Below are 22726 nucleotides of genomic sequence, written 5' to 3'. Positions count from 1 at the left end.
CGCAGCCGGAGCCCTCGCTCCGGCTTCTTTCTTTCTTTTTTCATCCATCGAGCAGCAAGGAACCCAAGATGCAGAACTTCGACAACCTCATCGGCGGCGAATGGCGTGCAGGCGCCGGCTACAGCCCCAACGTCAATCCGAGCAACCTGTCCGACGTGATCGGCCAGTACACGCAGGGCGATGCATCGCACGTCGATGCCGCCGTGGCCGCCGCCACGGCGGCCTTCCCGGCCTGGGCCACGGGCAGCGTGCAGGCGCGCTCCGACGCGCTCGACAAGATCGGCAACGAGATCCTCGCGCGCAAGGAAGAGCTGGGCACGCTGCTGGCGCGCGAGGAGGGCAAGACCAAGGCCGAGGGCATCGGCGAGGCCGCGCGCGCGGGCTACATCTTCAAGTTCTTCGCGGGCGAGTGCCTGCGCCTGTCGGGCGAGGTGCTGCCTTCGGTGCGGCCGAACATCGGCGTGGAGATCACGCGCGAGCCGGTGGGCGTGGTGGGCCTCATCACGCCGTGGAACTTCCCCATCGCCATTCCGGCCTGGAAGATCGCGCCCGCGCTGGCCTTCGGCAACTGCGTGGTGCTCAAGCCCGCCGACCTCGTGCCGGGCTGCGCGTGGGCGATCGCGGAGATCATCAGCCGCTCGGGCATTCCGGCCGGCGTGTTCAACCTGGTGATGGGACGCGGCAGCGTGATCGGCAATGCGCTGGTCAACCACCCCGGCATCCATGCGATCAGCTTCACCGGCTCGGTGGGCGTGGGCCGCAACATCGCGGTGCAGTGCGTCACCAACCACAAGAAGGTGCAACTCGAGATGGGCGGCAAGAACCCGCAGGTGGTGCTCGACGACGCCGACCTCGCGCAGGCCGTGGAGCTCAGCGTGCAGAGCGCCTTCTACTCGACCGGCCAGCGCTGCACCGCGTCGAGCCGGCTGATCGTCACCGAAGGCATCTATCCGAAGTTCATCGCCGCCATGAAGGAACGCATGGCGAAGATCAAGGTGGGCGACGCGCTCGCGCAGGGCACCGACATGGGCCCGGTCTCGTCGAAGTCGCAGCTCGACCAGGACATGGAATACGTCGCCATCGGCAAGAGCGAAGGCGCCACGCTGGCCGCGGGCGGCGAGCTGCTGAAGCTGGAGACCGACGGTTACTACATGTCGCCGGCCCTCTTCAGCGAATCGGCCGCCACGATGCGCATCAACAAGGAAGAGATCTTCGGCCCGGTGGCCAGCGTGATCCGCGTGAAGAACTACGAGGAGGCACTGGCCACGGCCAACGACACCGAGTTCGGCCTCTCGGCCGGCATTGCCACCACCTCGCTGAAGTACGCCACGCACTTCAAGCGCCACAGCCAGGCCGGCATGGTGATGGTCAACCTGCCGACGGCGGGTGTGGACTACCACGTGCCATTCGGCGGCCGGAAGGGCTCGAGCTATGGTCCGCGCGAGCAGGGCCGCTATGCGCAGGAGTTCTTCACGACGGTGAAGACGGCTTACACGCTGGCCTGAGCATCGGGGATCGGGATCGGGATCGGGATCGGGAGCGGGCAGCCGGACGCAGAGGGCGCGAAAGGAATACCAAAAAATGGTATTCGGGTTCTTTTGCGACTTTCGCGTAGCTTTGTATTTCTTCTGCGTTCGGCTGTCCGCTCCCGTCTTCGCGACGGCGTCAAGTTGGCATCGACGATGGCGGTGCCCGGCGGCGCCTGCGCATGAGGTATTCGACTAGTTCGAAGACGCCTTCGCTCAGCAGGGCCAGTGCCGCCGCCGGCAGTGCGCCTGCCACCAGCAGTTCGCGGTCGTTGAGGGCCAGGCCGGTGACGATGCGTTCTCCGAAGCCGCCCGCGCCAATGAAGGCCGCGATGGTCGCGGTGCCGATGGCGATCGCCGTGGCCGTGCGCACGCCCGCCAGCAGCGTGGGCAGCGCGAGCGGCAGCAGCACCAGCTGAAGGCTCTGCGGCGGCGTCATGCCCAGCGCGGTGCCGGCCAGCCGCAGGCCGTTGGGCACCTCGGCCAGGCCTGTCACCGTGTTGCGCATGATCGGCAGCAGCGAGTAGAGCGTGAGCGCGATCAGCGCCGGCAGCGCGCCGATGGCGCCCAGCATCGAGATCAGCACGGCCAGCAGCGCCAGCGAAGGCACCGTCTGCAGCAGGCTGGCGAATCCCAGCACCACCGCGCGCAGCCGCATGTGCGGAAACACCAGGATCGCGATCGGCACGCCGACGAGGATGGCGATGCCCACCGACAGCGCCACCAGCAGCAGGTGCTGGCGCGCGAGCTTCCACAGGTCGGGGCCGAACAGCTTGGCCGTGAAGCCCCGGCGTTCTTCCTTCGGCTGCGCTTTCGCGTCCTTGCCGCCCGCGCTCGCCAGGAAGTCGCGCGCGATCACGTCGAAGGGCACGCCCTGCAGTTCGGCGCGCGCATTCATCGCGATCATTGCGTGCTCGTCGACCTTGCCTTCGAGCGTCTTCAGCGCGGCCCAGGCCTTGGGCAGCCGCTTGGGCAGGTCGAGCTTGTAGAGCACCACGGCGTCGTAGCGCGGAAAGTATTTCCTGTCGTCTTCCAGCACGCGCAGGCCGAGGTGGTCGATCTTGGCGTCGGTGGTGTAGATGTCGATCACGTCGATCTGCTTCGCGGCCACCGAGTCGTAGGCCAGGCCGTGGTCCAGGCCGGTGGGCGTCTGCGTGAAGCCGTAGCGCCCGGCCAGGCCCTTCCAGCCGTCGGCGCGGCCAATGAATTCGTTCGACAGGCCGAATTTCAGCTCCGGGTGCTTCGCGAGGTCGCTCAGCGTGCGCAGGCCCAGCCGGTCGGCGTCGGCGGCGCGCACCGCGAGCGCATAGCCGTCGTTGAAACCCAGCGGTATCGCCACGCCCAGGCCCATCGGCGCGAGCGCGGCGTTCATCTCCTCGCGCGTGCCTGCCGGCGCGCCCTTGAGGATCTCGAGCGCGATGGTGCCGGTGTACTCGGCGTAGAGGTCGATGGCGCCGGATCGCAGCGCCTCGTACACGATGGCCGTGTTGCCCAGCCCCTGCCGCACGACGGGTGGCGTGGCCGTGTGTGGCGCCGCCGTCTGCGCCAGCAGCTCGGCGAGGATGTATGACTCGGTGAAGCGCTTGGAGCCGACGCGCAACGTCTCGTCCGCCGCCCGCGCGATGCCGCACAGGGCAATCCAGGCGAGGGCGAAGAGCAGGGCGGCGCGCAGGAGGCTGCGGGGCAGGTGCATCCGGGCCAGTGTATAGACAAGCTCCCGCTGCGCGTACCCGTCGATCTCCTACACGCCCTGGTGTGCGGTGCCGATGGGGCTGGCGGCCGTTCGGGATCACAGTGATCCGCGATGAAGAAAAAGACCCCCAAGACCCAGGCCGCGAAGGATGCCCAGCTGCCCGGCCCCGACGTCCACGGCCTGCGCGAACTGCCCGGCCTGCAGGTGGACGGCTACAGCCTCCAGCTGCGCGACAAGGACGGCTTCGTCGGCGACCAGGCCAGCCAGACAGCCTTCCGCGAACTGCTCGAACACTGGCGCAAGCGCCGCCGCCGCAAGGGCAAGGATCCGCTGGGCAACTCGCATTCGCGCGATCTCGGCAAGAAGGAACTCGACCGCGTGCTGCAGGAGAAGAAGGCGTCGGAAGCCACCGACCTGATGCACGTGGCCATCGAGGAGTTCGCGCAGGAGCTGGCCCAGGTCATCCAGCGCTTCATGCGCCAGCCCTCGTGGAAGAAGGTGCAGCGCATCGTGATCGGGGGCGGCTTTCCAGAGAGCGACGTGGGCGAGCGCGCCATTCTGCAGACCGGCGCCATCCTCGAGGAGCTGGGCGTGCACGTGCAGATCGCGCGCCTCTCGCACGACGTGGACGACGGCGGCCTGATCGGCTGGGTGCATCTGGTGCCGCCGGCCATGCTGAAGGGGCACGACGCGATCCTTGCCGTGGACATAGGCGGCACCAACGTGCGCTGCGGCATCGTGAAGACGCGCCACCGCAAGGCACCCGACTTCTCGCTCGCGAAGGTGGTGCGGCGCGAGAAGTGGCGCCATGCCGACGAAGGCCCCAACCGCGGCGGCATGGTCGATCACATCGCCTGCATGCTCGAGGACATGATCCTCTACAGCGAGCGCAAGAAGATCCGGCTCGCGCCCTTCATCGGCATCGGCTGCCCGGGCCTGATCCGCCCCGACGGCTCCATTGCGCGCGGCGCGCAGAACCTGCCGGGCGACTGGGAAGGCCACGCCTTCCACCTGCCCAGCCAGCTGTGGCGCCGCATGCCGATGATGGGTTCGGGCCCGACGCTGGTGCTGATGCACAACGACGCGGTGGTGCAGGGCCTGAGCGAGCTGCCCTTCATGCGCGACGTGCGGCACTGGGGCGTGCTCACTATCGGCACCGGGCTGGGCAACGCGAGCTTCACCAACCGGGACTGAGCCGCTTCAGAGGTCTTCGGCGCGCAGGCCCTCGATGCGCATGCCGGCGGAGGTGCTGGCGATGTTCCCCGCCGCGTCCATGGCGCGCACTTCGATGTTCGCGGCGCCGGGGCGCTTCGGCGTCCATGCGCAGACATACGGCGCGGCGCGCAGCGTGCAGGCGGTCCTGCCGTCGACGACGAACTTCAGCTCGGCCACGCCCACGTTGTCGGATGCGTTGGCGGAAAGCCTTGCGGGCACGCCCACCGGCACGCTGGGCGGCACCGCCAGCGCCACGGCCGGCGGCACGATGTCCGAAGGCGCGTTGACTATCACATTAGCCGACGCCACAGCCGAATTGCCAGCCGCATCGAGCGCGATCACGCGGATGGTCTGCACGCCGGGCGCACTCGGCGTCCAGCTGCAGGTGTAGGGCGGGGCGGTGAAAGTGCAGATCGGAATGCTGTCGCGGCCCACCACCTTCACGCCGACGATGCTCGCGTTGTCGACCACCGCGGGCGCGATGACGGTGAGCTGCCCCACCGTGGCCATCGACGGCGCCGCCACCGACACGGTGGGCGCAGTGGTGTCGGGGCTGCCGAGAGCGAGGTCGATGGTGAACATCGTCTGCCCGTGCACCGCCTTCTGCTCGAAGGCATCGAAGATGGTGAACCAGGTCGCGCCGGGCGCGCGGTTGGCCGAGCGCGCCTTCACCAGCAGCGTGGTCTTGCCTACGGCGAAGCAACTGAAGCCGCAGTCCCAGTCGAACTGGTAGCGGCCCGAGGCGTCGGCCACGCCGGTCGACAACATCACCAGCGGCTTGCCGGGGCCTGGGTTGCGCCACACCGACACCTGTGCGCCGGGCAGGGCGGCGCCGGTGTCGCGGTCGGTGACGCGCACCTGCGTGGCTGCGGTGCCCGCCATGAATTTCGAACTGCCGAGCTTGGGCCAGTCGGTCCAGTCGGTGTCGATGTTGGCCTTGGTGCCGGCGGTGAAGCGGATCATCTCCAGCGTGGCGACGCGGTTGGAGGCCGGGTCGCGGCGCTGCTCGAAGACGGTGCCCAGCAGCGGGTCGAGCCGCCAGTGCTGGCGGCTCCACCAGTAGCGGTCGCTGTCGCTGGCCAGCGCGAGGTCGGTGACGGGCGCGACGCCGGTGGTGTCGGTCACCGCGACGCTGTTGTAGTACTCGCCCGAGCCCGCGCCGAACACGTGCTCCAGCTCGTGCAGCAGGGTCTTGAGCTGGCGGGCGAGGTAGTCCTTCTCGGTGGACTCGGGCGCGCCCGGCGTGGGGGCGCGCGTCAGGCGCAGCGGGTCGTGGATGGCGATCCAGTTCAGGTTCCAGGCCACGCCCTTCTGCGGGAAGGTCCAGCTCGTGGAAAGCCCGCCGTGGCTGTAGCCGCGGGTGGACTTCGAGACGCACACCACCACCTCGCCATTGACCAACCCGCTGTAGCTGCACTGCGGCGCGTTGGCGGGCGCGGTCAACTGCAGGTCGGCGGCGGGGTCGAAGGAGAAGCTGCGCACCGTCTCGCGCGTGAACACGGTGTTGACGTCGGCCACGTACTGCGCGAGCCGGCGGCCGGCTTCAGCGGGGCCGATGTCGGCGGCCAGTTCCGGATCGACGATGAACTTCAGGCGATGGGTGCTCGGGGCGGCCCGGCCGATCTCGTCCATGGCGGCGAAGGCGGTCGACGGGATTCCGGACAGTGCGAAAAGCGTTGTCGCCAGCATCAGGGCCGGGTTCGCCAGATTCGCCAGGGCGCGCAGCGAGAAGAAAGCTCGCATCGGTTTTCCCCGGGGACCGGGGCGCAAGACTCCACGAACGGCGCTCCGGCGGGGCCCGGTGAAGGGCCGCGCCCGAGCGGGCTACCCCGCCAGGCAGGGGGTGCCGGGAGATCCGCCGGTGCCCGTCCGGTGATGACCCGGCGGGACGTGAAGGTTTGTCAATCCCCGAAACCGGTGGGTATTTTAGTGTGCTTGTTCAATTGGTTTCAGATTTGTTGCATCTGTACATCTTGGATTACAGACCCCGCTCCGGCCCTCGGGCGCCTAGAGCTGGAAAGCAACGGTGAGCAGCAGCCCCTCGGCCACGTCGCGCAGCAGCCCCGGGCGCCGCGCGCGATAGGGCTCGCCGGCCGAAGCCGTGGTTTCGATCCACTCGGCCAGCCATTCGATGTGGTCCTGCCCGTAGAACACGACCGCCGCCTCGTGGTTGAGCAGCAGGCTGCGCAGGTCGAGGTTGATCGATCCGCACATCGCGAGCTCTTCGTCGACCACCACCGCCTTGGCGTGGGCCATGAAGGGCAGCATGCGAAAGCTCACGCCCGCGCGCGCGAGGTCGCGCATGGCGCGTGCGCGCACGAAGTCGGCCAGCCGGTGGTTGGAGCGGGCGGGCATCGCGATGGTCACCTGCACGCCGCGGCGCGCGGCCAGCCGCAGGGCATCGCGCAGGCCGTCGCCGGGCACGAAGTAGGGCGTGATGGCGAGGATGCGGTGCTCGGCGCGGAAGCAGGCGTCGATCAGCAGTGCATGCGCCGTGTCTTCCGTCTGGTCGGGGCCGCTCGGCAGGAACTGCGCCATGGCCGTGCCAGGGCCTTCCGCATCGGGCGCGGTGATGGCTCGCGCCTTGCGGCTGCGCACCGAGGCCCAATCGTGGTCGAACTGGCGCGCCGCCGCGGCCGCCACGCTGCCGCGCAGGTCGAAGGAAAGATCGCGCCAGGCCTCTGGATGCTCGTCGTTGCCGGTGAAGTACTCGCCGGCGAGGTTGCGTCCGCCCGACCACAGCCAGCCGTCGTCGGCGATGGTGAACTTGCGGTGGTTGCGCAGGTTGCGCGGCCCGATGCGGCGCAGGCTGAAGAAGGGGCGGAACACCGCCACCTCGCCGCCCGCCGCGCGCAGCCGGTCGAAGTGATGGCGCGGCAGCGAAAGCGCGCCGAAGCCGTCGAGCAGCACCCGCACCTTGATGCCCTCGCGCGCCCGCTGCGCGAGCCGCTCCAGCACCGCGTGGCCCAGCGGGTCGTCGCCGATGATGAAGGTGCACACGTCGATGCGCTCGCGCGCGCCGTCGATCACCTCCCACAGCGCCTCGCGCGCGGCCTCGCCGTCGGCATGCATGCGGATCGCGCTGCGCCCCGGCGGCGCGAGGCCGAAGCTCTCGATCAGGTCGGCGGCCCAGTGGCCCGGCGGCACCGAGCGCGGCGGCCGGGGCGAGCCCGCCGGGCGCAACTTGCGCTGGCCGAACAGCAGGTACATCGGCAGGATGAAATAGGGCATCAGCACCAGCCCCATGACCCAGGCGATGGCGGTGGTGGGAGCGCGCTGCTCGCGGCGCGCGCGCGTGGTCAGCACATAGACCAGCAGCGCGAAAGTGACGACGAGAAAGTGCTGCGAGGGAGAAGGCAGCCAGTCGAACTCTTTGGTCGGCATGGACTGGGATGATGCCTCAGCGCCTGGCGCGGTGCCTTCAGTGTCCCTTCAGCGCTGCAGGAAGGCCGGCACGCCCCGTCCCTGCGAGGCTAGGAAGCGCATCATCGGATCGACCGACGCGCGAACCGCGGGCCGGTCGCCCACGCGCGTGCGCCATGCCAGCAGGCGCGGCGTGGCCTCGGTCATGCCCGCGCCCTTGCGGTCGGCGAACACGCAGGCCATGTAGAAGGCGATGTCGGCGAAGGAGTAGGGGCCGGCCAGGTACTCGCGCGTGGCGAGCAGGCCTTCCATCTCCTCGTAGAAGCGCGCGCAACCGGCACAGGCCGCGATCGCGGGAGCGCTCTGCATGGCCTCCTGCAGGCCGAAGAGCTTGATCACGTTCGGGAAGAAGACCTCGTCGGACTTCTGCTCCAGCTGCCGCGCACGGGCCCGATCGGCAATGCCCTTGGGCCACAGCGCGGGGCTGGGATGGCGGTCTTCCAGGTACTCGAAGATCTGCGTCGAATCGAAGAGCGAGACCTCGTCGTCGACCAGCACCGGCACCTGCTGCTTGACCGGGTTGACCCGGAGCACCTCGGGGTGCTTGGGCTCATAGTGGTCGCCTTCGATGAAGGGCACCATGACCAGTTCGAAGGGCACGCCTTTCTCGCGTGCCGCGATCTCGACCTTGGCGCCGAACATGCTGAGGGGGCCTGAATAGATTCGCGTCATTGCGCTTCCTCCATTGCGTCGCCTGACCCGCTTCGCATGAAGCCGGGCCGGCCTGTTCGAGGAACACCGAGGAACCGGCTTTGCCGGGCCACTGGTGTTGCCCCCGGCGAGGGGGCGGGCGAAGCGACACGAAGTCCGCGAAGCCTGGGGGCGAGTCTTTTCATCCCCCGACTTCAACAGAAAGCCGGTCTCAGGTCGAGCCCCAGACCTCCTGCGCCGTCTCGACCACCAGGCGCAGCTTGTTGCGCTGCGCTTCCACCGCGATGTTGTTGCCGTGCACGGTGCTGGAAAAGCCGCACTGAGGCGACAGCGCGAGCTGGTCGAGCGAGGCGTACTTGGCGGCGTCCTCGATGCGGCGCTTGAGTTCGTCCTTGTCCTCCATCTCGCCGAACTTGGTGGTCACGAGGCCGAGCACCACCGTCTTGCCCTTGGGCAGGTAGCGCAGCGGCTTGAAGTCGCCCGAGCGGGCGTCGTCGTATTCCATGAAGTAGGCGTCGAGGTCCATCTCCTTGAGCAGCGCTTCCGCCACGGGCTCGTAGTTGCCGGCGGCGGCGTGCGTGCTCTTGAAGTTGCCGCGGCACAGGTGCATGGCCAGCAGCATGCCCGGCGGCTTCTGCGCCACCACCTTGTTGATGAAGGCGGCGTAGCGGTGCGGCAGTTCGTTGGGGTCGTCGCCGCGCTTGCGGGCGGCCTCGCGCATGTGCTCGTCGCACAGGTAGGCGAGGTTGGTGTCGTCCATCTGCACGTAGGTGCAGCCGGCGGCGGCCAGCGAGCGCAGTTCGTCGCCGTAGGCCTTGGCCACGTCGTCGTAGAAGGTCGGATCGAGCTCGGGGTAGGCGTCCTTGCTGATGCCCGCGCGGCCGCCGCGGAAGTGCAGCATGGTCGGCGAGGGGATCGTCACCTTCGGCGTGCGGCCCGCCGAGACCTGGCTCTTGAGGTACTGGAAGTCGGCCAGCTGGATGTCCTTGACGTGGCGGACCTTGTCGATCACGCGCATCGCCGGTGGGGCCAGCTCCTCGGTGCCGTCGGGCTTGCGGATGGTGACCGGGATGTCGGTCTTCACGCCGCCGAGCTGGTCGAGGAAGTCGATGTGGAAGTAGGTGCGGCGGAATTCGCCGTCGGTGATGCTTTTCAGGCCGATGTCTTCCTGGAACCTGACGATCTCGGTGATCGCCTTGTCCTCGACGAGGCGAAGCTGCTCGGGCGTGATTTCGCCCTTGGCATTCTGCTCACGGGCTTCGAGAAGGTACTTGGGACGCAGGAAACTGCCCACGTGGTCGTAGCGGGCAGGCAAGGCGGCGTGCTGTGACATGGATGACTCCGTCGTGATCTTTGGGAGGAACGAACGGAACATCGTAGCGCCTGAGAAACGTTAATGACTGTATACAGTGAACTCGGTGTTTACCCTCGAATTGCTCAATTTCGCTGGAAATTTCGCCATTTATGTATACATTGGGTATTCATGAAAACGCCCACGACTGCCTTCCCCCTGAACGCCTGGTATGCCGCCGCCTACGACGTCGAAGTGCGCCACGCGCTGCTGCCACGCACCATCTGCAACCAGAAAATGGTGCTCTTTCGCCGCACCGACGGCCAGGTGGCCGCGCTCGAAGACGCCTGCTGGCACCGCCTGATGCCGCTGTCGCTGGGCCGGCTCGAAGGCGACGAGGTGGTCTGCGGCTACCACGGCCTCGTGTACAACAGCCAGGGCCGCTGCACGCACATGCCCAGCCAGGAAACGCTGAACCCCTCGGCCTGCGTGCGCAGCTTCCCGGTGGCGGAGAAGCACCGCTTCGTGTGGATCTGGCCCGGCGACCCGGCCAAGGCCGACCCGGCGCTCATCCCCGACATGCACTGGAACGACGACCCGGCCTGGGCCGGCGACGGCAAGATGATCCGGGTCCACTGCGACTACCGCCTCGTGGTCGACAACCTCATGGACCTGACGCACGAGACCTTCGTGCACGGCTCCTCCATCGGCAACCGCGAAGTGGCCGAGGCGCCCTTCGTCGCCACGCACGGCGACCGCTCTGCCACCGTCACGCGGTGGATGGAGAACATCGATCCGCCGCCGTTCTGGGGCGGCCAGATCAGGCATGCGCGCGGCTACACCGGCAAGGTCGACCGCTGGCAGATCATCCGATTCGAAGGCCCGTGCACGGTGAACATCGACGTCGGCGTGGCCGAGGCCGGCAGCGGCGCGGTGCCCTCCGACGGAAACCCGGGCGACCGCAGCAAGGGCGTCAACGGCTACGTGCTCAACACCATCACGCCCGAGACCGACAAGACCTGCCTGTACTTCTGGGCCTTCGCGCGCAACTACTGCCTGGGAGAGCAGCGCCTGACGCACGAGCTGCGCGAAGGCGTCGCCGGCATCTTCCGCGAGGACGAACTCGTGCTCGAGGCGCAGCAGAAGGCCATCGACGAGCACCCCGACCACCAGTTCTACAACCTCAACATCGACGCCGGCTCGATGTGGGCGCGCAAGCTGATCGACCGCATGGTCGAGAAGGAGAGGCCCGCGCGCGCGGCGATCCCGATCCGGCCGGCCGAGAAGGAGGCCGCGTGAGCCGTGTGAAGGTCGCGGCCGTCTCCGCTGCCGCCGAGCCCGGCGACAGCGGCAGCTCGCAGGCCGTGAAGGCACAGCTGCGGCTGCGCGAGATGATCCTCGCGGGCGAGCTGCCCGGCGGCGCGCGCATCGCCGAGGTGGCGATCTCCGAGCAGCTCGGCGTGTCGCGCACGCCGGTGCGCACCGCGCTGATGCGGCTCGAACAGGAAGGCCTGCTCGAGGCGCTGCCCAACGGCGGCTATGCGGTGCGCACCTTCTCCGAACGCGACGTGGCCGACGCCATCGAACTGCGCGGCACGCTCGAAGGCCTGGTGGCCCGGCTCGCGGCCGAGCGCGGCGCCGCGCCGGTGGTGCTGCGCGAGGCGCGCGCCTGCCTGCAGCGCATCGACGAACTGCTGCGCGAGCCCGCGCTCGACGACGCCGCCTTCTCGCGCTACGTGACGCACAACGAGCGCTTCCACGCGCTGCTGTGCGAGATGGCGGCCAGCCCCGTCATCGCGCAGCAGCTGGAGCGCGTGATCAACCTGCCTTTCGCCTCGCCCTCGGGCTTCGTCGTGGTGCAGGCCAATTCGCCGGCCGCGCGCGACATGCTCGTGGTAGCGCAGGACCAGCACGTGCAGGTGCTCGATGCCATCGAGTCCGGCGAGGGCTCGCGCGCCGAGGCGCTGATGCGCGAACACAGCCGCATCGCGCGGCGCAACCTGCGCGAAGCGTTGCACGGCACGCCCACCGCCGAGCAGCGTCCGCTGCCGGGCGTGCAGCTGATCCGCCGGCGCGGCTGATTTCCCTTCCTATTCCTGCTTCTTTCTTTTTCTCCCTTGGTGTTCCCCGATGAAAAGCGATCTTCAATGGATGCAGGCGCAGGTCGTCGCTCTGCGCGACGTGACGCCCACCGTGCGCGAGTTCGAACTGCGCCCCGAGAGCGGATTCGCCGCGCCCCATGAACCCGGCGCCCACCTCCAGGTGCAGGTGCTCACGGCGCAGGGCAGGGTGCAGACGCGCTCTTACTCGCTGGTGGGCGAGGGCGACGGCCGCTGCTGGCGCATCGCCGTCAAGCGCCTGGACGACGGCCGCGGAGGCTCGCTCGCGATGTGGCGGCTTGCGGTGGGCGATCGCCTGCAGGTGAGCGCGCCGCAGAACCACTTTCCGCTCGACCTGTCGGCCCCGGGCTACCTGCTGGTGGCCGGCGGCATCGGCATCACCCCGCTGGTGCTGATGGCGCAGCGGCTGGCCGCGCATGCGAAGCGCACCGGCGTGCCGGTGAAGATGCTCTACGGCGCTCGCAACGCCGACGAGTTCGGCTACCTCCCGCACCTGCGCGAGGCGCTGGGAGACGAAGGCGTCGAAGCCCACGAGGGTGCAGCACCCATCGACTTCGCAGCCGCCATCGCCGCGCTGCCGCCCGGCGCCCAGCTCTACACCTGCGGCCCGGTGCCGATGCTCGAGGCCCTCAAGCGCGCCTGGCAGGCGGCGGGCCGTCCCATCGCCGACCTGCGTTTCGAGACCTTCGGCAGCAGCGGCCGGCTGGCCACGCAGTCCTTCGAGGTGCGCATTCCGCGCCACGACCTGACCATCACCGTGCCTGCCGACTGCACGCTGCTCGATGCGCTCGATGCGGCGGGCGTGCAGACGCTCTCGGACTGCAGGCGCGGCGAATGCGGCCTGTGCGCCATGGACGTGATCGCCGTCGACGGCGAGGTCGACCACCGCGACGTGTTCCTCAGCGAGCACGAGAAGAAATCGACCACCCGCATCTGCGCCTGCGTGTCGCGCGCCGTGGGCACGCTCACCCTCGATTCCGCCTACCGCGCCGACAGCTGATGAAAGCGGCCCGTGACGGGCCGAAGACTGCCTTGCGCGATGATCGCGCAGTTCATTTGTCAATCGCGCAACAAAGGTCAGCGACTGTGGCCGGCTAGGTGATTGCCTGCTGCGCCGGATGTTGCAAAGTGTTGAAAATAGCCCCGGTTCGCGTTCCGCCCCTCTAAGGAAAACACATGCAAAGACGCCATCTCATCCAGACCGCCGCCCTGTCGGCTCTTGCACTTTCGATGTCGCTGGCCAGTGCCCAGGACAACAAGTTCAAGATCGGCCTGATCCTTCCGATGACGGGCCAGTCGGCCTCCACGGGCCGCCAGATCGAAGCCGCCGCGCGCCTGTACATGGCCCAGAACGGCGACACCGTGGCCGGCAAGAAGGTGGAACTGATCGTCAAGGACGACACCGGCCTGCCCGACGTGACCAAGCGCCTGGCTCAGGAGCTGGTGGTGAACGACAAGGTCAACGTGCTGGCCGGCTTCGGCCTGACGCCCCTGGCACTCGCCGTGGCGCCCATCGCCACCCAGTCGAAGACGCCCGAGGTCGTGATGGCCGCCGCCACGTCGAGCATCACCGAGGCATCGCCCTACATCGTCCGTTCGAGCTTCACGCTGCCGCAGGTGTCGGTGGCCATGGGCGACTGGGCGCCGAAGAACGGCGTGAAGACCGTGGTGACGCTGGTGGCCGACTACGGCCCCGGCAACGACGCCGAGAAGTTCTTCACCGAGCGCTTCCAGCTCAACGGCGGCAAGGTGCTCGACAAGCTGCGCGTGCCGCTGCGCAACCCCGACTTCGCCCCCTTCCTGCAGAAGGTGCGCGACGTGAAGCCCGACGCGCTCTTCGTCTTCGTGCCCTCGGGCGCCGGCGCCGCGGTGATGAAGCAGTTCCTGGAGCGCGGCATGGACAAGGCCGGCATCCGCATGATCGCCACCGGCGACGTGACCGACGACGACCAGCTCAACGACATGGGCGACGGCGCGCTGGGCGTGGTCACCTCGCATCACTACTCGGCCGCGCACCCCTCGGCGCTGAACAAGAAGTTCGTCGAGGCCTTCGAGAAGGCCAACCCCAAGATGCGTCCCAACTTCATGGCCGTGGGCGGCTATGACGGCATGCGCGTCATCTATGAAGCGCTCAAGGCCACCAAGGGCCAGGGCGGCGGCGAGGCGCTGCTGGCTGCCATGAAGGGCCAAGTCTTCGAGAGCCCGCGCGGCCAGGTGCTGATCGACGCGCAGACGCGCGACATCGTGCAGGACGTGTACCTGCGCAAGGTCGAGAAGAAGGACGGGCAGCTCTATAACGTCGAATTCGACGTGATCAAGGGCGTCAAGGACCCGGGCAAAGCCAAGTAATACGGGATCGGGCAGCCGAACGCAGAAGTCGCGAAGGTTCCGCGAAAGTCGCAGAAGGAAACCAAAGATGGTTTTCTCTGCGACTTTCGCGTAGTTTTTGTCTTCCTTCTGCGTTCGGCTGTCCGCTTTCGCGACTGCATCGAAGACCCTCGCATGCTCACCATTCTTTTCGACGGCATCGCCTACGGCATGCTGCTGTTCGTGCTCGCCGTCGGCCTGGCCGTGACGCTCGGGCTGATGAACTTCATCAACCTCGCGCACGGCGCCTTCGCCATGGCGGGCGGTTATCTCACGGTGTTCGCGATGCAGAAGGCCGGCGTGCCGTTCCTTGCGTGCCTGCCGCTCGCTTTCATCGTCGTCGCGCTGGCCGGCGCGGTGCTGGAGCGCACGCTCTACCGGCCGATGTACGGCAAGCCGCATCTCGACCAGGTGCTGTTTTCCATCGGCCTGGCTTTCATGGCGGTGGCGGCGGTCGACTACTTCGTGGGCTCTTCGCAGCAGAACGTGCAGCTGCCCGAGTGGCTGCGCGGGCGCACCGAGATCGGCGACGGCGCGCTGCTGCTGGGCATGGGGCACTACCGGCTCTTCATCATCGGCGTGTGCGCGGTGCTCACGGTGGTGCTGCAGCTGATCTTGTCGAAGACGCGCTTCGGCAGCCGGCTTCGCGCAGCGGTCGACGACCCGCGCGTGGCGGCGGGGCTGGGCATCAACGTGAACGTCGTGTTCCTGCTGACCTTCGCGGTGGGCTCGGGGCTCGCGGGGCTGGGCGGCGCGCTGGGCGCCGAGATCCTGGGGCTCGATCCGACCTTCCCGCTCAAGTACATGATCTATTTCCTGATCGTGGTGTCGGTCGGCGGCACCTCGTCGATCACCGGGCCGCTCGCGGCGGCGCTGCTGCTGGGCATCGCCGACGTGGCGGGCAAGTACTTCATTCCGAAGATGGGCGCGTTCACCGTCTACCTGCTGATGATCCTGATCCTGATGTGGCGCCCGCAAGGCCTCTTCACGCGCAAGGGAGGACGCTGAATGAGCACGCCTCTTCCCGTCGTCGCCGATTTCCAGTCGGCCCTGCTGCGCAAGGCGCGCTGGCGCCCGCTCGAATTCGTCGTCTGGGCCGCGGCCTTCGCGCTGCCGCTCGTGATGCCCTCGCACTCGCTGCTGGTCAACGAGATAGCCATCGTCGCGCTGTTCGCGATGTCGCTCGACCTGATCCTGGGCTACACCGGCATCGTCTCGCTGGGCCATGCGGCCTTCTTCGGCTTCGGTGCGTATGCGGCTGCGCTGTTCGCCAAGCTTGTGATGCCCGACCCGACCGTGGGCCTGCTGTTCGCAACCGTGCTGGCCGCGCTGCTGGGCATGGTGGCGAGCGTGACGATCCTGCGCGGCAGCGACCTCACGCGGCTGATGGTCACGCTGGGCACGGCGCTGCTGCTGCTCGAACTCGCCAACAAGCTCGACTGGCTCACCGGCGGCGCCGACGGCCTGCAGGGCGTGGTGATGGGGCCGGTGCTCGGCATGTTCGAGTTCGACCTCTACGGCCGCACGGCCGCCTGGTATTCGCTGGCGGTGATGCTGGTGCTGTTCCTGCTCATGCGCCGCCTCGTGCATTCGCCCTTCGGCGCCACGCTCAAGGCGATCCGCGACAACAGGCTGCGCGCCATGGCCATCGGCATCCCGGTGGTGTCGCGGCTGGTGGTGATCTACACCGTGGCGGCCGGCATCGCCGGCGCGGCCGGCGCACTGCTCGCGCAGACCACCGGCTTCGCCTCGCTCGACGTGCTGGCCTTCGACCGTTCGGCCGACGTGCTGCTGATGCTGGTCATCGGCGGCGTGGGCTGGCTCTATGGCGGCGTGGCGGGCGCCATCGTGTTCAAGCTGCTGCAGACCTGGCTGTCGGCCGTGACGCCGCAGTACTGGATGTTCTGGATCGGCCTGATCCTGGTGCTGCTGGTGCTGGTCGGGCGCGACAGGCTGCTCAAGCCCTGGACCTGGATCGGCGCAGGCGGCAAGAAAGGCGGTGCGGCATGAGCGACACCGTGCTTTCCACCCACGGCCTGGTGATGCGCTTCGGCGGCATCACCGCCACCAACAACGTGTCGATGGAGCTCAGGCGCGGCGCGCGTCATGCGCTCATCGGCCCCAACGGCGCGGGCAAGACCACGCTCATCAACCAGCTCACCGGCGTGCTCACGCCCACCGAGGGCCGCATCACGCTGATGGGCGAGGACATCACCCGGCTCGCGCCCCACAGGCGCGTGGCGCGCGGGCTGGTGCGCACCTTCCAGATCAACCAGCTCTTCGACTCCATGACGCCGCTGGAGACGCTCGCGCTGGTGGTGTCGCAGCACCAGGGCGCGGGCGCGCAATGGTGGAAGCCGCTGGGCTCGAGCAAGGCCATCGCCGAGCGCGCGGCTCAACTGCTGGAGCAGTTCCACCTGAGCGACGTGGCGCAGCAGCAGGTGAAGCACCTGGCCTACGGCAAGCGCCGGCTGCTCGAAATCGCCATCGCGCTGGCCTGCGAGCCGCGCGTGCTTCTGCTCGACGAGCCCGTGGCCGGCGTGCCCGCCGGCGAGCGCGAGGAACTACTGCAGACCGTGGCCGCGCTGCCGGCCGACGTGTCGGTGCTGCTGATCGAGCACGACATGGACCTGGTGTTCAGCTTCGCCGACCGCATGACGGTGCTGGTCAACGGCACCCTGCTGACCGAGGGCGACCCCGAGACCATCGCCAACGATCCGAAGGTGAAGGAGGTCTATCTGGGCCATGGCACGGCAACGGAGGCTGCCCATGTCTGAGCTGCTGAGAATAGAAAACCTGAGCGCGGGCTACGGCGAGGCCGTGGTGCTGCACGACGTGGCCTTCACGCTCGGCGAGGGCCAGACGCTGGCGCTCCTGGGCCGCAACGGCACGGGCAAGACCACGCTGATCAACACGCTCGCGGGCGCGACGCGCCAGCACGGCGGCAGCATCACGCTGGGCGGGCAGGCGCTGCACAAGCTCGCGCCGCACCAGCGCGCGGCGGCCGGCATCGGCTGGGTGCCGCAGGAGCGCAACATCTTCAAGTCGCTCACCGTGCACGAGAACCTCACTGCGGTGGAGCGGCCGGGCAAGTGGACACCCCAGCGCGTGTACGAGATGTTCCCGCGCCTCGCCGAGCGCAAGACCAACCTGGGCACGCAGCTCTCGGGCGGCGAGCAGCAGATGCTGGCCGTGGGCCGCGCGCTGGTGCTCAACCCGAGGCTGCTGCTGCTCGACGAGCCGCTCGAAGGGCTGGCGCCGATCATCGTGGAAGAGCTGCTGCGCGCCATCCGCCGCATCACGCAGGACGAAGGCCTGTCCGCGATCATCGTGGAGCAGCACCCGCAGGCGATCCTCGCGATTTCCGACGAGGCGGTGGTGCTCGATCACGGCACCATCGTGCACACGGACAGTGCCGCTTCGCTGCGCTCCCAGCCGCAGGTGCTCGACCGGCTGCTGGGCGTGGCGAGATAGCCGGAAGCTTTTTCTCTCAGATGGCGCAGCCGTCGGGCCCGCAGGCCGGCGCCGAGGCGTCCGTGGCTGCCGGGGCCGGCTTCGATGCCCCGGCCACGTTCGCAAGCTGCGCCTTCCATTCGTCCGCACGACCGAGCCAGGGACCGATGTCGACGCGGCCGGCGCTGCCGTCGGGCTGCACCAGCACGAAGGTCGGAAAGCCCTGGCCGCCCGCGCGCTGCAGGAATTGGCGGCTCTCGGCGATGTGGCGCGAGGTGGCTTCGCCCGACTGGCGCTCGAAAGCCGATGCGAAGGCCTGTGCGTCGAAGCCGAGTTCGGCGGCGATCGCCTTCAGCACTTTCACATCGGCGATGCGGCGGCCATCGACGTAGTGCGCGCGCTGCAGGGCGTGGATCATGTCCAGCCCACCGCCCGGGCGCAGCGACTCGGCCGCGAGGACGGCGGTGGTCGGCGGTTCGGAATCCATCACCGCGCCGGTGTCGCGCAGCAGTCCCTCGAAGTAGCGTTCGCCGAAGGGCTGGCCGGTCATCTCGGCGATGCGGTGGTCGTGCGGCAGCACGTAGTCGCGCCACTGCGGCGTGATCGGTCGCCGGTTGGCGCCGGTCATCATGCCGCCGCCGTGGAACTCGACCTTCAGGCCCGGCATCTCGCGCGCCGCATCGACCAGTGGCGCGGCGGCGTAGCACCAGCCGCACAGAGGGTCGAAGATGTAGTGCAGCGTCGCGCCTGCGCCTCGTGCGTCGTTCATTGCGGCCATTTCATTTCTCCCTTGATGACCTTCGCGCCGAGTTCCAGCGACGAGGCGTCTTCCAGCTTCGGGTAGCGCTTCTTCATCGCGGCGATGAGCGCGCCCGAGTCCTTGGCCTTGGCGGCTTCGACTTCGAAGGCCTTCAGGTAATCGCGCGTGAACTTCACCGAAGCGAGCGAGTAGGGTGCGCTGCCGTTCGCGTTCGGCAGGTAGTGGCCGGGCACCACGGTCTTCGGGTGCAGCGCCTCGATGCGGCCCAGCGTCTTGATCCAGTCGCGGCGCGACTCGGGCGTCTGCGTGTCGGCGACCCACACGTGGATGTTTGCCGAGACGGGGATGCCGCCGACCACGGCCTTCAGCGAGGGAATCCACGCGAAGCTGCGTTCGGGCGTGGGGCCGTCGAGGCCTACGACCTGGATCTTGCGGCCCTCGAGCTCGATGCTGTCGCCGGCCAGCGGCTGCGGCACCACCAGTGCCTTGGGCGCGTTGTCCTTCAGGACCGGGCCCCAGTGCGCGAGCTTGCCATCCTTGGAGGCCTGGATGGCGGCCACGGTCTGCGGCGTGGCGACGATCTTCGCGTCGGGGAAGGCGGCCTGGATCACGTCGAGGCCGAAGTAGTAGTCGGGGTCGCTGTGGCTGATGTAGACCGTGGTGAGCTTCTTGCCCGTGGCCTTGATCTTCTGCACCAGCGCCTCGGCGTCGTTGCGCTGGAACTGGGCGTCGATGAGCACCGCGTCGGTCTGGCCGGTGACGATCTCCGAGGAGACGGGGAACATCGATTTCGCGCCGGGGTTGTACACGTCGAGCTTGAGCGGCTGGGCGGCCTGGGCGGCGAGCGGCGCGGCGAGACCGAAGGTGACGGCGAGGGCGGAGGAGAGTAGGGCTCTGCGGAACATGAAAACGGACTTTCTATGCGTGTGTGGATGGGTGACAGCGCTGAATGCCTCGAATATTAGGTTGCGCGAATCGAAACAAAAACTCGACGATCCACAACGAATAGTTTCTTAATCCGGTCGAATCAGTCCGTGGCACGGCGTTCCAGATGCGCCACCAGCAGCTGCGCAGAGGGCGACAGTTCCGTGTCGCCCCGGAAGCAGATCGCGAAGCGCCGCCGCGCCCAGGCGTCCGTCAACGGCATCAGCCGCAGCCCGAAGGCTTCGGCGAAGGGGCGCGCGACCTCCGCCGGCACCACGCTGATCGCCAGCCCGGCGCGCACCACGCGCAGCGCAGCATCGAAGTTGGACACCAGCACCCGGTAGACCAGCGGCTTGCCCGCCACGGCGGCCTCGCGGGCCAGCATCAGCTGCACGGCGCTCAGCGCCGGCATGCCGACGAATTCATGGTCGAGCACCTGCTCGAAGCGCACGCTCTCGCGCTGCGCCACCGGGTGCGAGGGGTGCGCCACGATGGCGAGGTGGTCGCAGCGGTAGTCGCGACGCTCCAGGCCCTCGAGGTCGGCCGCGTCCCAGCACAGGCCGATGGAGGCGCTGCCCTCGCGAATGCCGCGCACGATCTCGGGGCTCACGCGCTCTTCCATGTCCACGCGGATGTTGCGGTGCGCCGGGTCCTGCAGGAAGTCGGCCACGTCCTCGGCCAGCGACTCGGCCATGACCGATGCCGAGGCGAGGATGCGCACGTGCCCGCGCACGCCGCCCGCATACGCCGCCATGTCGCGCTCGATGCGGTTCACGCTGCCGAGCATCGCGCGGGCGTGCTCCAGCAGCGTCTCCCCGGCAGGCGTGGGCACCACGCCCCGGCGCTTGCGCAGCAGCAGCGGCGTGCCGACGGTTTCCTCCAGCTGGGCCAGCCGCTTGCTGATGGCCGAGCCGACGATGGCGGCCTGTTCGCCAGCGCGCGCAATGCTGCGCGTTTCGCAGACGGCCACGAAGAGCCGCAGGGTGGTCAGGTCGAGGTCTCTCATGATGTTCCATTCTGGAATCGGATGGCTTCCAAAATATACCTTCTGGATCGAATTGGAACTCCTACCATCGGTGCCCTAGCCTGGATCACCCAGCATCACCACGGAGACAAGACTTGATTCACGCCTTCCTGCCGCCGCGCGCGGTCGTCCGCGAAGTGGGCCTGCGCGACGGCCTCCAGAGCATCGCGCGAGTGCTTTCCACCGAAAACAAGCTCGAATGGATCCGCGACGCGCACGCCGCCGGCCAGCGCGAGATCGAGGTCGGCTCCTTCGTGCCGGCGCGCCTGCTGCCGCAACTGGCCGACACGGCCGAGCTGCTGGCCTACGCGAAGACGCTGCCGGGGCTCTTCGCCTCGGTGCTGGTGCCCAACCTCAAGGGCGCCGAGCGGGCCATCGAGGGCGGCGCCGACCTGATGGTGGTGCCGCTGTCGGCCAGCCACGCGCACAGCCTCGCCAACCTGCGCAAGACGCCCGACGAGGTGGTCGCCGAGGTCGGCCGCATCCGCGCGGCGCGCGACGCCGCGGGCTCGAAGACGCTCATCGACGGCGGCGTGGGCACCGCCTTCGGCTGCACGCTCCAGGGCCACGTCGATCCCGAAGAAGTGCTGCGGCTGATGCAGGCGCTGCTCGACGCCGGCGCCGACCGCGTGAGCCTCGCCGACACCGTGGGCTACGCTGATCCGGCAATGGTGCGCAGCCTGTTCGAGCGCGCCCTGCGCATCGCGGGCGACCGGCTGTGGTGCGGCCATTTCCACGACACGCGCGGCTTGGGGCTCGCGAACGCCTATGCGGCGCTCGAAGTCGGCATCACGCGCTTCGACGCCTGCCTCGCCGGCATCGGCGGCTGTCCGCATGCGCCCGGCGCCAGCGGCAACGTCGACACGGAGGACCTTGTCTTCATGCTGGAAAGCATGGGCGTGGTCACCGGCGTCGACCTGCCGAAGCTGCTCGACCTGCGCAGGCGCGTGGCGGGCTGGCTCGAAGGCGAGACGCTGCAGGGCACGGTGTGGCGCGCGGGTTTCCCGAAGACTTTCACGGCCACGGACGGCGTTGCGGCATGAGCACGAGCGATACGCAAGCCAAACGCCTGCCGCTCGCGGGCATCCGCGTGGTCGAGTTCACGCACATGGTGATGGGGCCGACCTGCGGCATGGTGCTGGCCGACCTGGGCGCGGAAGTCATCAAGGTCGAACCCATCGAGGGCGACCGCACGCGGCACCTGCTGGGCGCGGGCGCGGGCTTCTTCCCGATGTTCAACCGCAACAAGAAGAGCATTGCGCTCGACCTGCGCAATCCGCAGGGGCTCGAGGCAGCGCTGCGGCTGTGCGTGAGCGCCGACGTGGTCGCGCAGAACTTCAAGCCCGGCACCATGGACAAGTACGGCCTGGGCTACGCCGCGCTCGGCAAGCTCAACCCGCGCCTCGTGTACGTGGACCATGCGGGTTTCCTGCCCGGCCCCTACGAGCACCGCACCGCGCTCGACGAGGTGGTGCAGATGATGGGCGGCCTCGCCTACATGACGGGCCGCCCCGGCGATCCGCTGCGCGCGGGCACCAGCGTGAACGACATCATGGGCGGCATGTTCGGCGCCATCGGCGCGATCGCCGCTCTGATGCAGCGCATGCAGACCGGCAAGGGGCAGGAGGTGAAGTCGGCGCTGTTCGAGAACAACGTGTTCCTCGTCGGCCAGCACATGCTGCAGTACGCCATCACCGGCCAGGCGGCCGCGCCGATGCCCGAGCGCATCTCGGCCTGGGCGCTGTACGACGTGTTCACCGTGAAGGACGGCGAGCAGATCTTCCTGGCCGCGGTGAGCGACGCGCAGTGGAAGACCTTCTGCGATGCACTCGGCTTCGACGACCTGAAGGCCGACCCCACGCTGGCCACCAACAACGACCGCGTGCGCATGCGCCCCACGCTGCTGGCCGACCTGCGCCAGCGCCTCGCGCAGCGTTCGGCGGCGGAGCTGTCGGCGATCTTCGAGGCGAAGGGCCTGCCTTTCGCGCCGATCACGCGGCCCGAGGACCTCTACGCCGATCCGCACCTGAGGGCCACGGGCGGCCTTGCCGACATCCGCCTGCCCGACGGCGAGCGCGCCGGAGAGATGGCGCAGACCACGCTGTTCCCGATCACGCTGGGTGGCGAGCGCCTGGGCGTGCGGCTGCATCCGCCGACCCTGGGCGAGCACACCCGCGAACTGCTGGCCGAACTTGGCTATGCACGCGAGCAGGTCGACGCGATGCATGCGGAGTCGGCGGTGGCCTGAGCAAGGCGCCTTTCCAGAAACATAAAGAAGA

19 protein-coding genes and 1 pseudogene are annotated in these 22726 nt (G+C 68.4%); 12 read left to right on the top strand and 8 right to left on the bottom strand.

Annotated elements, in window-relative coordinates; genetic code table 11:
* Positions 1-68: 68 nt before the first annotated feature.
* A complete protein-coding gene (locus tag ABL843_RS20865) occupies positions 69-1505 on the top strand; it encodes an aldehyde dehydrogenase family protein (protein ID WP_369661547.1) in 1437 nt (478 codons plus the stop codon).
* Positions 1506-1665: 160 nt separating this feature from the next.
* Here the strand turns inward: ABL843_RS20865 and ABL843_RS20860 are convergent, their stop codons facing one another.
* Positions 1666-3219 carry a glycine betaine ABC transporter substrate-binding protein gene (locus ABL843_RS20860; RefSeq protein WP_418117128.1) on the bottom strand — a complete coding sequence of 518 codons (1554 nt, stop codon included), beginning with the start codon at positions 3217-3219 and terminating at the stop codon, positions 1666-1668.
* A 111-nt stretch (positions 3220-3330) separates the two neighbouring features.
* Here ABL843_RS20860 and ABL843_RS20855 point away from each other — a divergent pair, with 111 nt between their 5' ends.
* Entirely contained in the window at positions 3331-4413 is a 1083-nt protein-coding gene (locus ABL843_RS20855; protein WP_418117127.1) for an ROK family protein, read from the top strand.
* Between the two features lie 6 nt (positions 4414-4419).
* Here ABL843_RS20855 and ABL843_RS20850 read toward each other — a convergent pair whose 3' ends face one another.
* The 4 genes from ABL843_RS20850 to ABL843_RS20835 all read right to left on the bottom strand — a co-directional run bounded on the left by ABL843_RS20850 (position 4420) and on the right by ABL843_RS20835 (position 9841).
* On the bottom strand, positions 4420-6177 hold the full coding sequence (locus tag ABL843_RS20850; RefSeq protein ID WP_418117125.1) for an Ig-like domain-containing protein: 1758 nt from the start codon (positions 6175-6177) through the stop codon (positions 4420-4422).
* A gap of 264 nt (positions 6178-6441) precedes the next feature.
* The gene (locus ABL843_RS20845; RefSeq protein ID WP_184641387.1) at positions 6442-7818 is read right to left on the bottom strand and encodes a phospholipase D-like domain-containing protein; all 1377 of its coding nucleotides are present in this window, start codon (positions 7816-7818) and stop codon (positions 6442-6444) included.
* A gap of 48 nt (positions 7819-7866) precedes the next feature.
* Positions 7867-8529, bottom strand: coding sequence for a glutathione S-transferase family protein (locus tag ABL843_RS20840; RefSeq protein WP_418117124.1), 663 nt, complete (start codon positions 8527-8529; stop codon positions 7867-7869).
* A 190-nt stretch (positions 8530-8719) separates the two neighbouring features.
* The gene (locus ABL843_RS20835) at positions 8720-9841 is read right to left on the bottom strand and encodes a 5-methyltetrahydropteroyltriglutamate--homocysteine S-methyltransferase (protein WP_184641385.1); all 1122 of its coding nucleotides are present in this window, start codon (positions 9839-9841) and stop codon (positions 8720-8722) included.
* Positions 9842-9991: 150 nt separating this feature from the next.
* Between ABL843_RS20835 and ABL843_RS20830 the strand changes: the two genes are divergently transcribed.
* The 8 genes from ABL843_RS20830 (at position 9992) to ABL843_RS20795 (ending at position 17760) form a co-directional block, all read left to right on the top strand.
* Positions 9992-11098, top strand: a complete 1107-nt coding sequence (locus ABL843_RS20830) for an aromatic ring-hydroxylating dioxygenase subunit alpha (RefSeq protein WP_184641384.1) — start codon at positions 9992-9994, stop codon at positions 11096-11098.
* Between the two features lie 5 nt (positions 11099-11103).
* Positions 11104-11880 carry a GntR family transcriptional regulator gene (locus tag ABL843_RS20825; RefSeq protein ID WP_126024956.1) on the top strand — a complete coding sequence of 259 codons (777 nt, stop codon included), beginning with the start codon at positions 11104-11106 and terminating at the stop codon, positions 11878-11880.
* A gap of 49 nt (positions 11881-11929) precedes the next feature.
* The gene (locus tag ABL843_RS20820) at positions 11930-12919 is read left to right on the top strand and encodes a PDR/VanB family oxidoreductase (RefSeq protein ID WP_126024903.1); all 990 of its coding nucleotides are present in this window, start codon (positions 11930-11932) and stop codon (positions 12917-12919) included.
* 176 nt (positions 12920-13095) lie between these two features.
* Entirely contained in the window at positions 13096-14268 is a 1173-nt protein-coding gene (locus ABL843_RS20815; RefSeq protein ID WP_184641382.1) for an ABC transporter substrate-binding protein, read from the top strand.
* 153 nt (positions 14269-14421) lie between these two features.
* The gene (locus ABL843_RS20810; protein ID WP_184641381.1) at positions 14422-15294 is read left to right on the top strand and encodes a branched-chain amino acid ABC transporter permease; all 873 of its coding nucleotides are present in this window, start codon (positions 14422-14424) and stop codon (positions 15292-15294) included.
* Positions 15295-16296: a branched-chain amino acid ABC transporter permease gene (locus ABL843_RS20805; protein ID WP_126024906.1), complete on the top strand. Its 1002-nt coding sequence runs from the start codon at positions 15295-15297 to the stop codon at positions 16294-16296.
* The gene (locus tag ABL843_RS20800; RefSeq protein WP_418117121.1) at positions 16293-17063 is read left to right on the top strand and encodes an ABC transporter ATP-binding protein; all 771 of its coding nucleotides are present in this window, start codon (positions 16293-16295) and stop codon (positions 17061-17063) included. The genes ABL843_RS20805 and ABL843_RS20800 overlap by 4 nt, the downstream gene beginning before the upstream one ends.
* The gene (locus ABL843_RS20795; protein WP_184641378.1) at positions 17056-17760 is read left to right on the top strand and encodes an ABC transporter ATP-binding protein; all 705 of its coding nucleotides are present in this window, start codon (positions 17056-17058) and stop codon (positions 17758-17760) included. Before ABL843_RS20800 ends, ABL843_RS20795 begins: the two co-directional genes overlap by 8 nt.
* 16 nt (positions 17761-17776) lie before the next feature.
* Here the strand turns inward: ABL843_RS20795 and ABL843_RS20790 are convergent, their stop codons facing one another.
* The 3 genes and pseudogenes from ABL843_RS20790 to ABL843_RS20780 all read right to left on the bottom strand — a co-directional run bounded on the left by ABL843_RS20790 (position 17777) and on the right by ABL843_RS20780 (position 20429).
* A complete protein-coding gene (locus ABL843_RS20790) occupies positions 17777-18517 on the bottom strand; it encodes a DsbA family protein (RefSeq protein ID WP_418117119.1) in 741 nt (246 codons plus the stop codon).
* Positions 18511-19404 (bottom strand): annotated as a pseudogene (locus ABL843_RS20785) (MBL fold metallo-hydrolase); the annotation flags it as partial. The gene ABL843_RS20790 and the pseudogene ABL843_RS20785, both read right to left, overlap by 7 nt.
* A 122-nt stretch (positions 19405-19526) precedes the next feature.
* Complete coding sequence (locus tag ABL843_RS20780) at positions 19527-20429, bottom strand: LysR family transcriptional regulator (RefSeq protein WP_126024911.1); 903 nt, start codon at positions 20427-20429, stop codon at positions 19527-19529.
* 113 nt (positions 20430-20542) lie between these two features.
* On the opposite strand from ABL843_RS20780, the gene ABL843_RS20775 reads away from it, so the two are divergent.
* Positions 20543-21490, top strand: a complete 948-nt coding sequence (locus ABL843_RS20775; RefSeq protein WP_418117118.1) for a hydroxymethylglutaryl-CoA lyase — start codon at positions 20543-20545, stop codon at positions 21488-21490.
* Positions 21487-22695 (top strand): CaiB/BaiF CoA transferase family protein, encoded by a 1209-nt coding sequence (locus ABL843_RS20770; protein WP_418117117.1) that lies wholly within the window; start codon positions 21487-21489, stop codon positions 22693-22695. Before ABL843_RS20775 ends, ABL843_RS20770 begins: the two co-directional genes overlap by 4 nt.
* The last annotated feature ends 31 nt before the right edge of the window (positions 22696-22726 follow it).

The sequence above is a fragment of the Variovorax sp. 350MFTsu5.1 genome (assembly GCF_048302515.1).
Taxonomy (GTDB): domain Bacteria; phylum Pseudomonadota; class Gammaproteobacteria; order Burkholderiales; family Burkholderiaceae_C; genus Variovorax; species Variovorax guangxiensis.
Note: the sequence above shows the minus strand (reverse complement) of the source record. Positions and strands in the feature narration are given on the sequence as shown.

Bases quoted from the DNA above. Each gene is read 5' to 3' on its own strand.
- ABL843_RS20865 (WP_369661547.1), top strand. From the start codon at position 69: ATGCAGAACTTCGACAACCTCATCGGCGGCGAATGGCGTGCAGGCGCC.
- ABL843_RS20860 (WP_418117128.1), bottom strand. From the start codon at position 3,219: ATGCACCTGCCCCGCAGCCTCCTGCGCGCCGCCCTGCTCTTCGCCCTC.
- ABL843_RS20855 (WP_418117127.1), top strand. From the start codon at position 3,331: ATGAAGAAAAAGACCCCCAAGACCCAGGCCGCGAAGGATGCCCAGCTG.
- ABL843_RS20850 (WP_418117125.1), bottom strand. From the start codon at position 6,177: ATGCGAGCTTTCTTCTCGCTGCGCGCCCTGGCGAATCTGGCGAACCCG.
- ABL843_RS20845 (WP_184641387.1), bottom strand. From the start codon at position 7,818: ATGCCGACCAAAGAGTTCGACTGGCTGCCTTCTCCCTCGCAGCACTTT.
- ABL843_RS20840 (WP_418117124.1), bottom strand. From the start codon at position 8,529: ATGACGCGAATCTATTCAGGCCCCCTCAGCATGTTCGGCGCCAAGGTC.
- ABL843_RS20835 (WP_184641385.1), bottom strand. From the start codon at position 9,841: ATGTCACAGCACGCCGCCTTGCCTGCCCGCTACGACCACGTGGGCAGT.
- ABL843_RS20830 (WP_184641384.1), top strand. From the start codon at position 9,992: ATGAAAACGCCCACGACTGCCTTCCCCCTGAACGCCTGGTATGCCGCC.
- ABL843_RS20820 (WP_126024903.1), top strand. From the start codon at position 11,930: ATGAAAAGCGATCTTCAATGGATGCAGGCGCAGGTCGTCGCTCTGCGC.
- ABL843_RS20815 (WP_184641382.1), top strand. From the start codon at position 13,096: ATGCAAAGACGCCATCTCATCCAGACCGCCGCCCTGTCGGCTCTTGCA.
- ABL843_RS20810 (WP_184641381.1), top strand. From the start codon at position 14,422: ATGCTCACCATTCTTTTCGACGGCATCGCCTACGGCATGCTGCTGTTC.
- ABL843_RS20805 (WP_126024906.1), top strand. From the start codon at position 15,295: ATGAGCACGCCTCTTCCCGTCGTCGCCGATTTCCAGTCGGCCCTGCTG.
- ABL843_RS20800 (WP_418117121.1), top strand. From the start codon at position 16,293: ATGAGCGACACCGTGCTTTCCACCCACGGCCTGGTGATGCGCTTCGGC.
- ABL843_RS20795 (WP_184641378.1), top strand. From the start codon at position 17,056: ATGTCTGAGCTGCTGAGAATAGAAAACCTGAGCGCGGGCTACGGCGAG.
- ABL843_RS20790 (WP_418117119.1), bottom strand. From the start codon at position 18,517: ATGGCCGCAATGAACGACGCACGAGGCGCAGGCGCGACGCTGCACTAC.
- ABL843_RS20780 (WP_126024911.1), bottom strand. From the start codon at position 20,429: ATGAGAGACCTCGACCTGACCACCCTGCGGCTCTTCGTGGCCGTCTGC.
- ABL843_RS20770 (WP_418117117.1), top strand. From the start codon at position 21,487: ATGAGCACGAGCGATACGCAAGCCAAACGCCTGCCGCTCGCGGGCATC.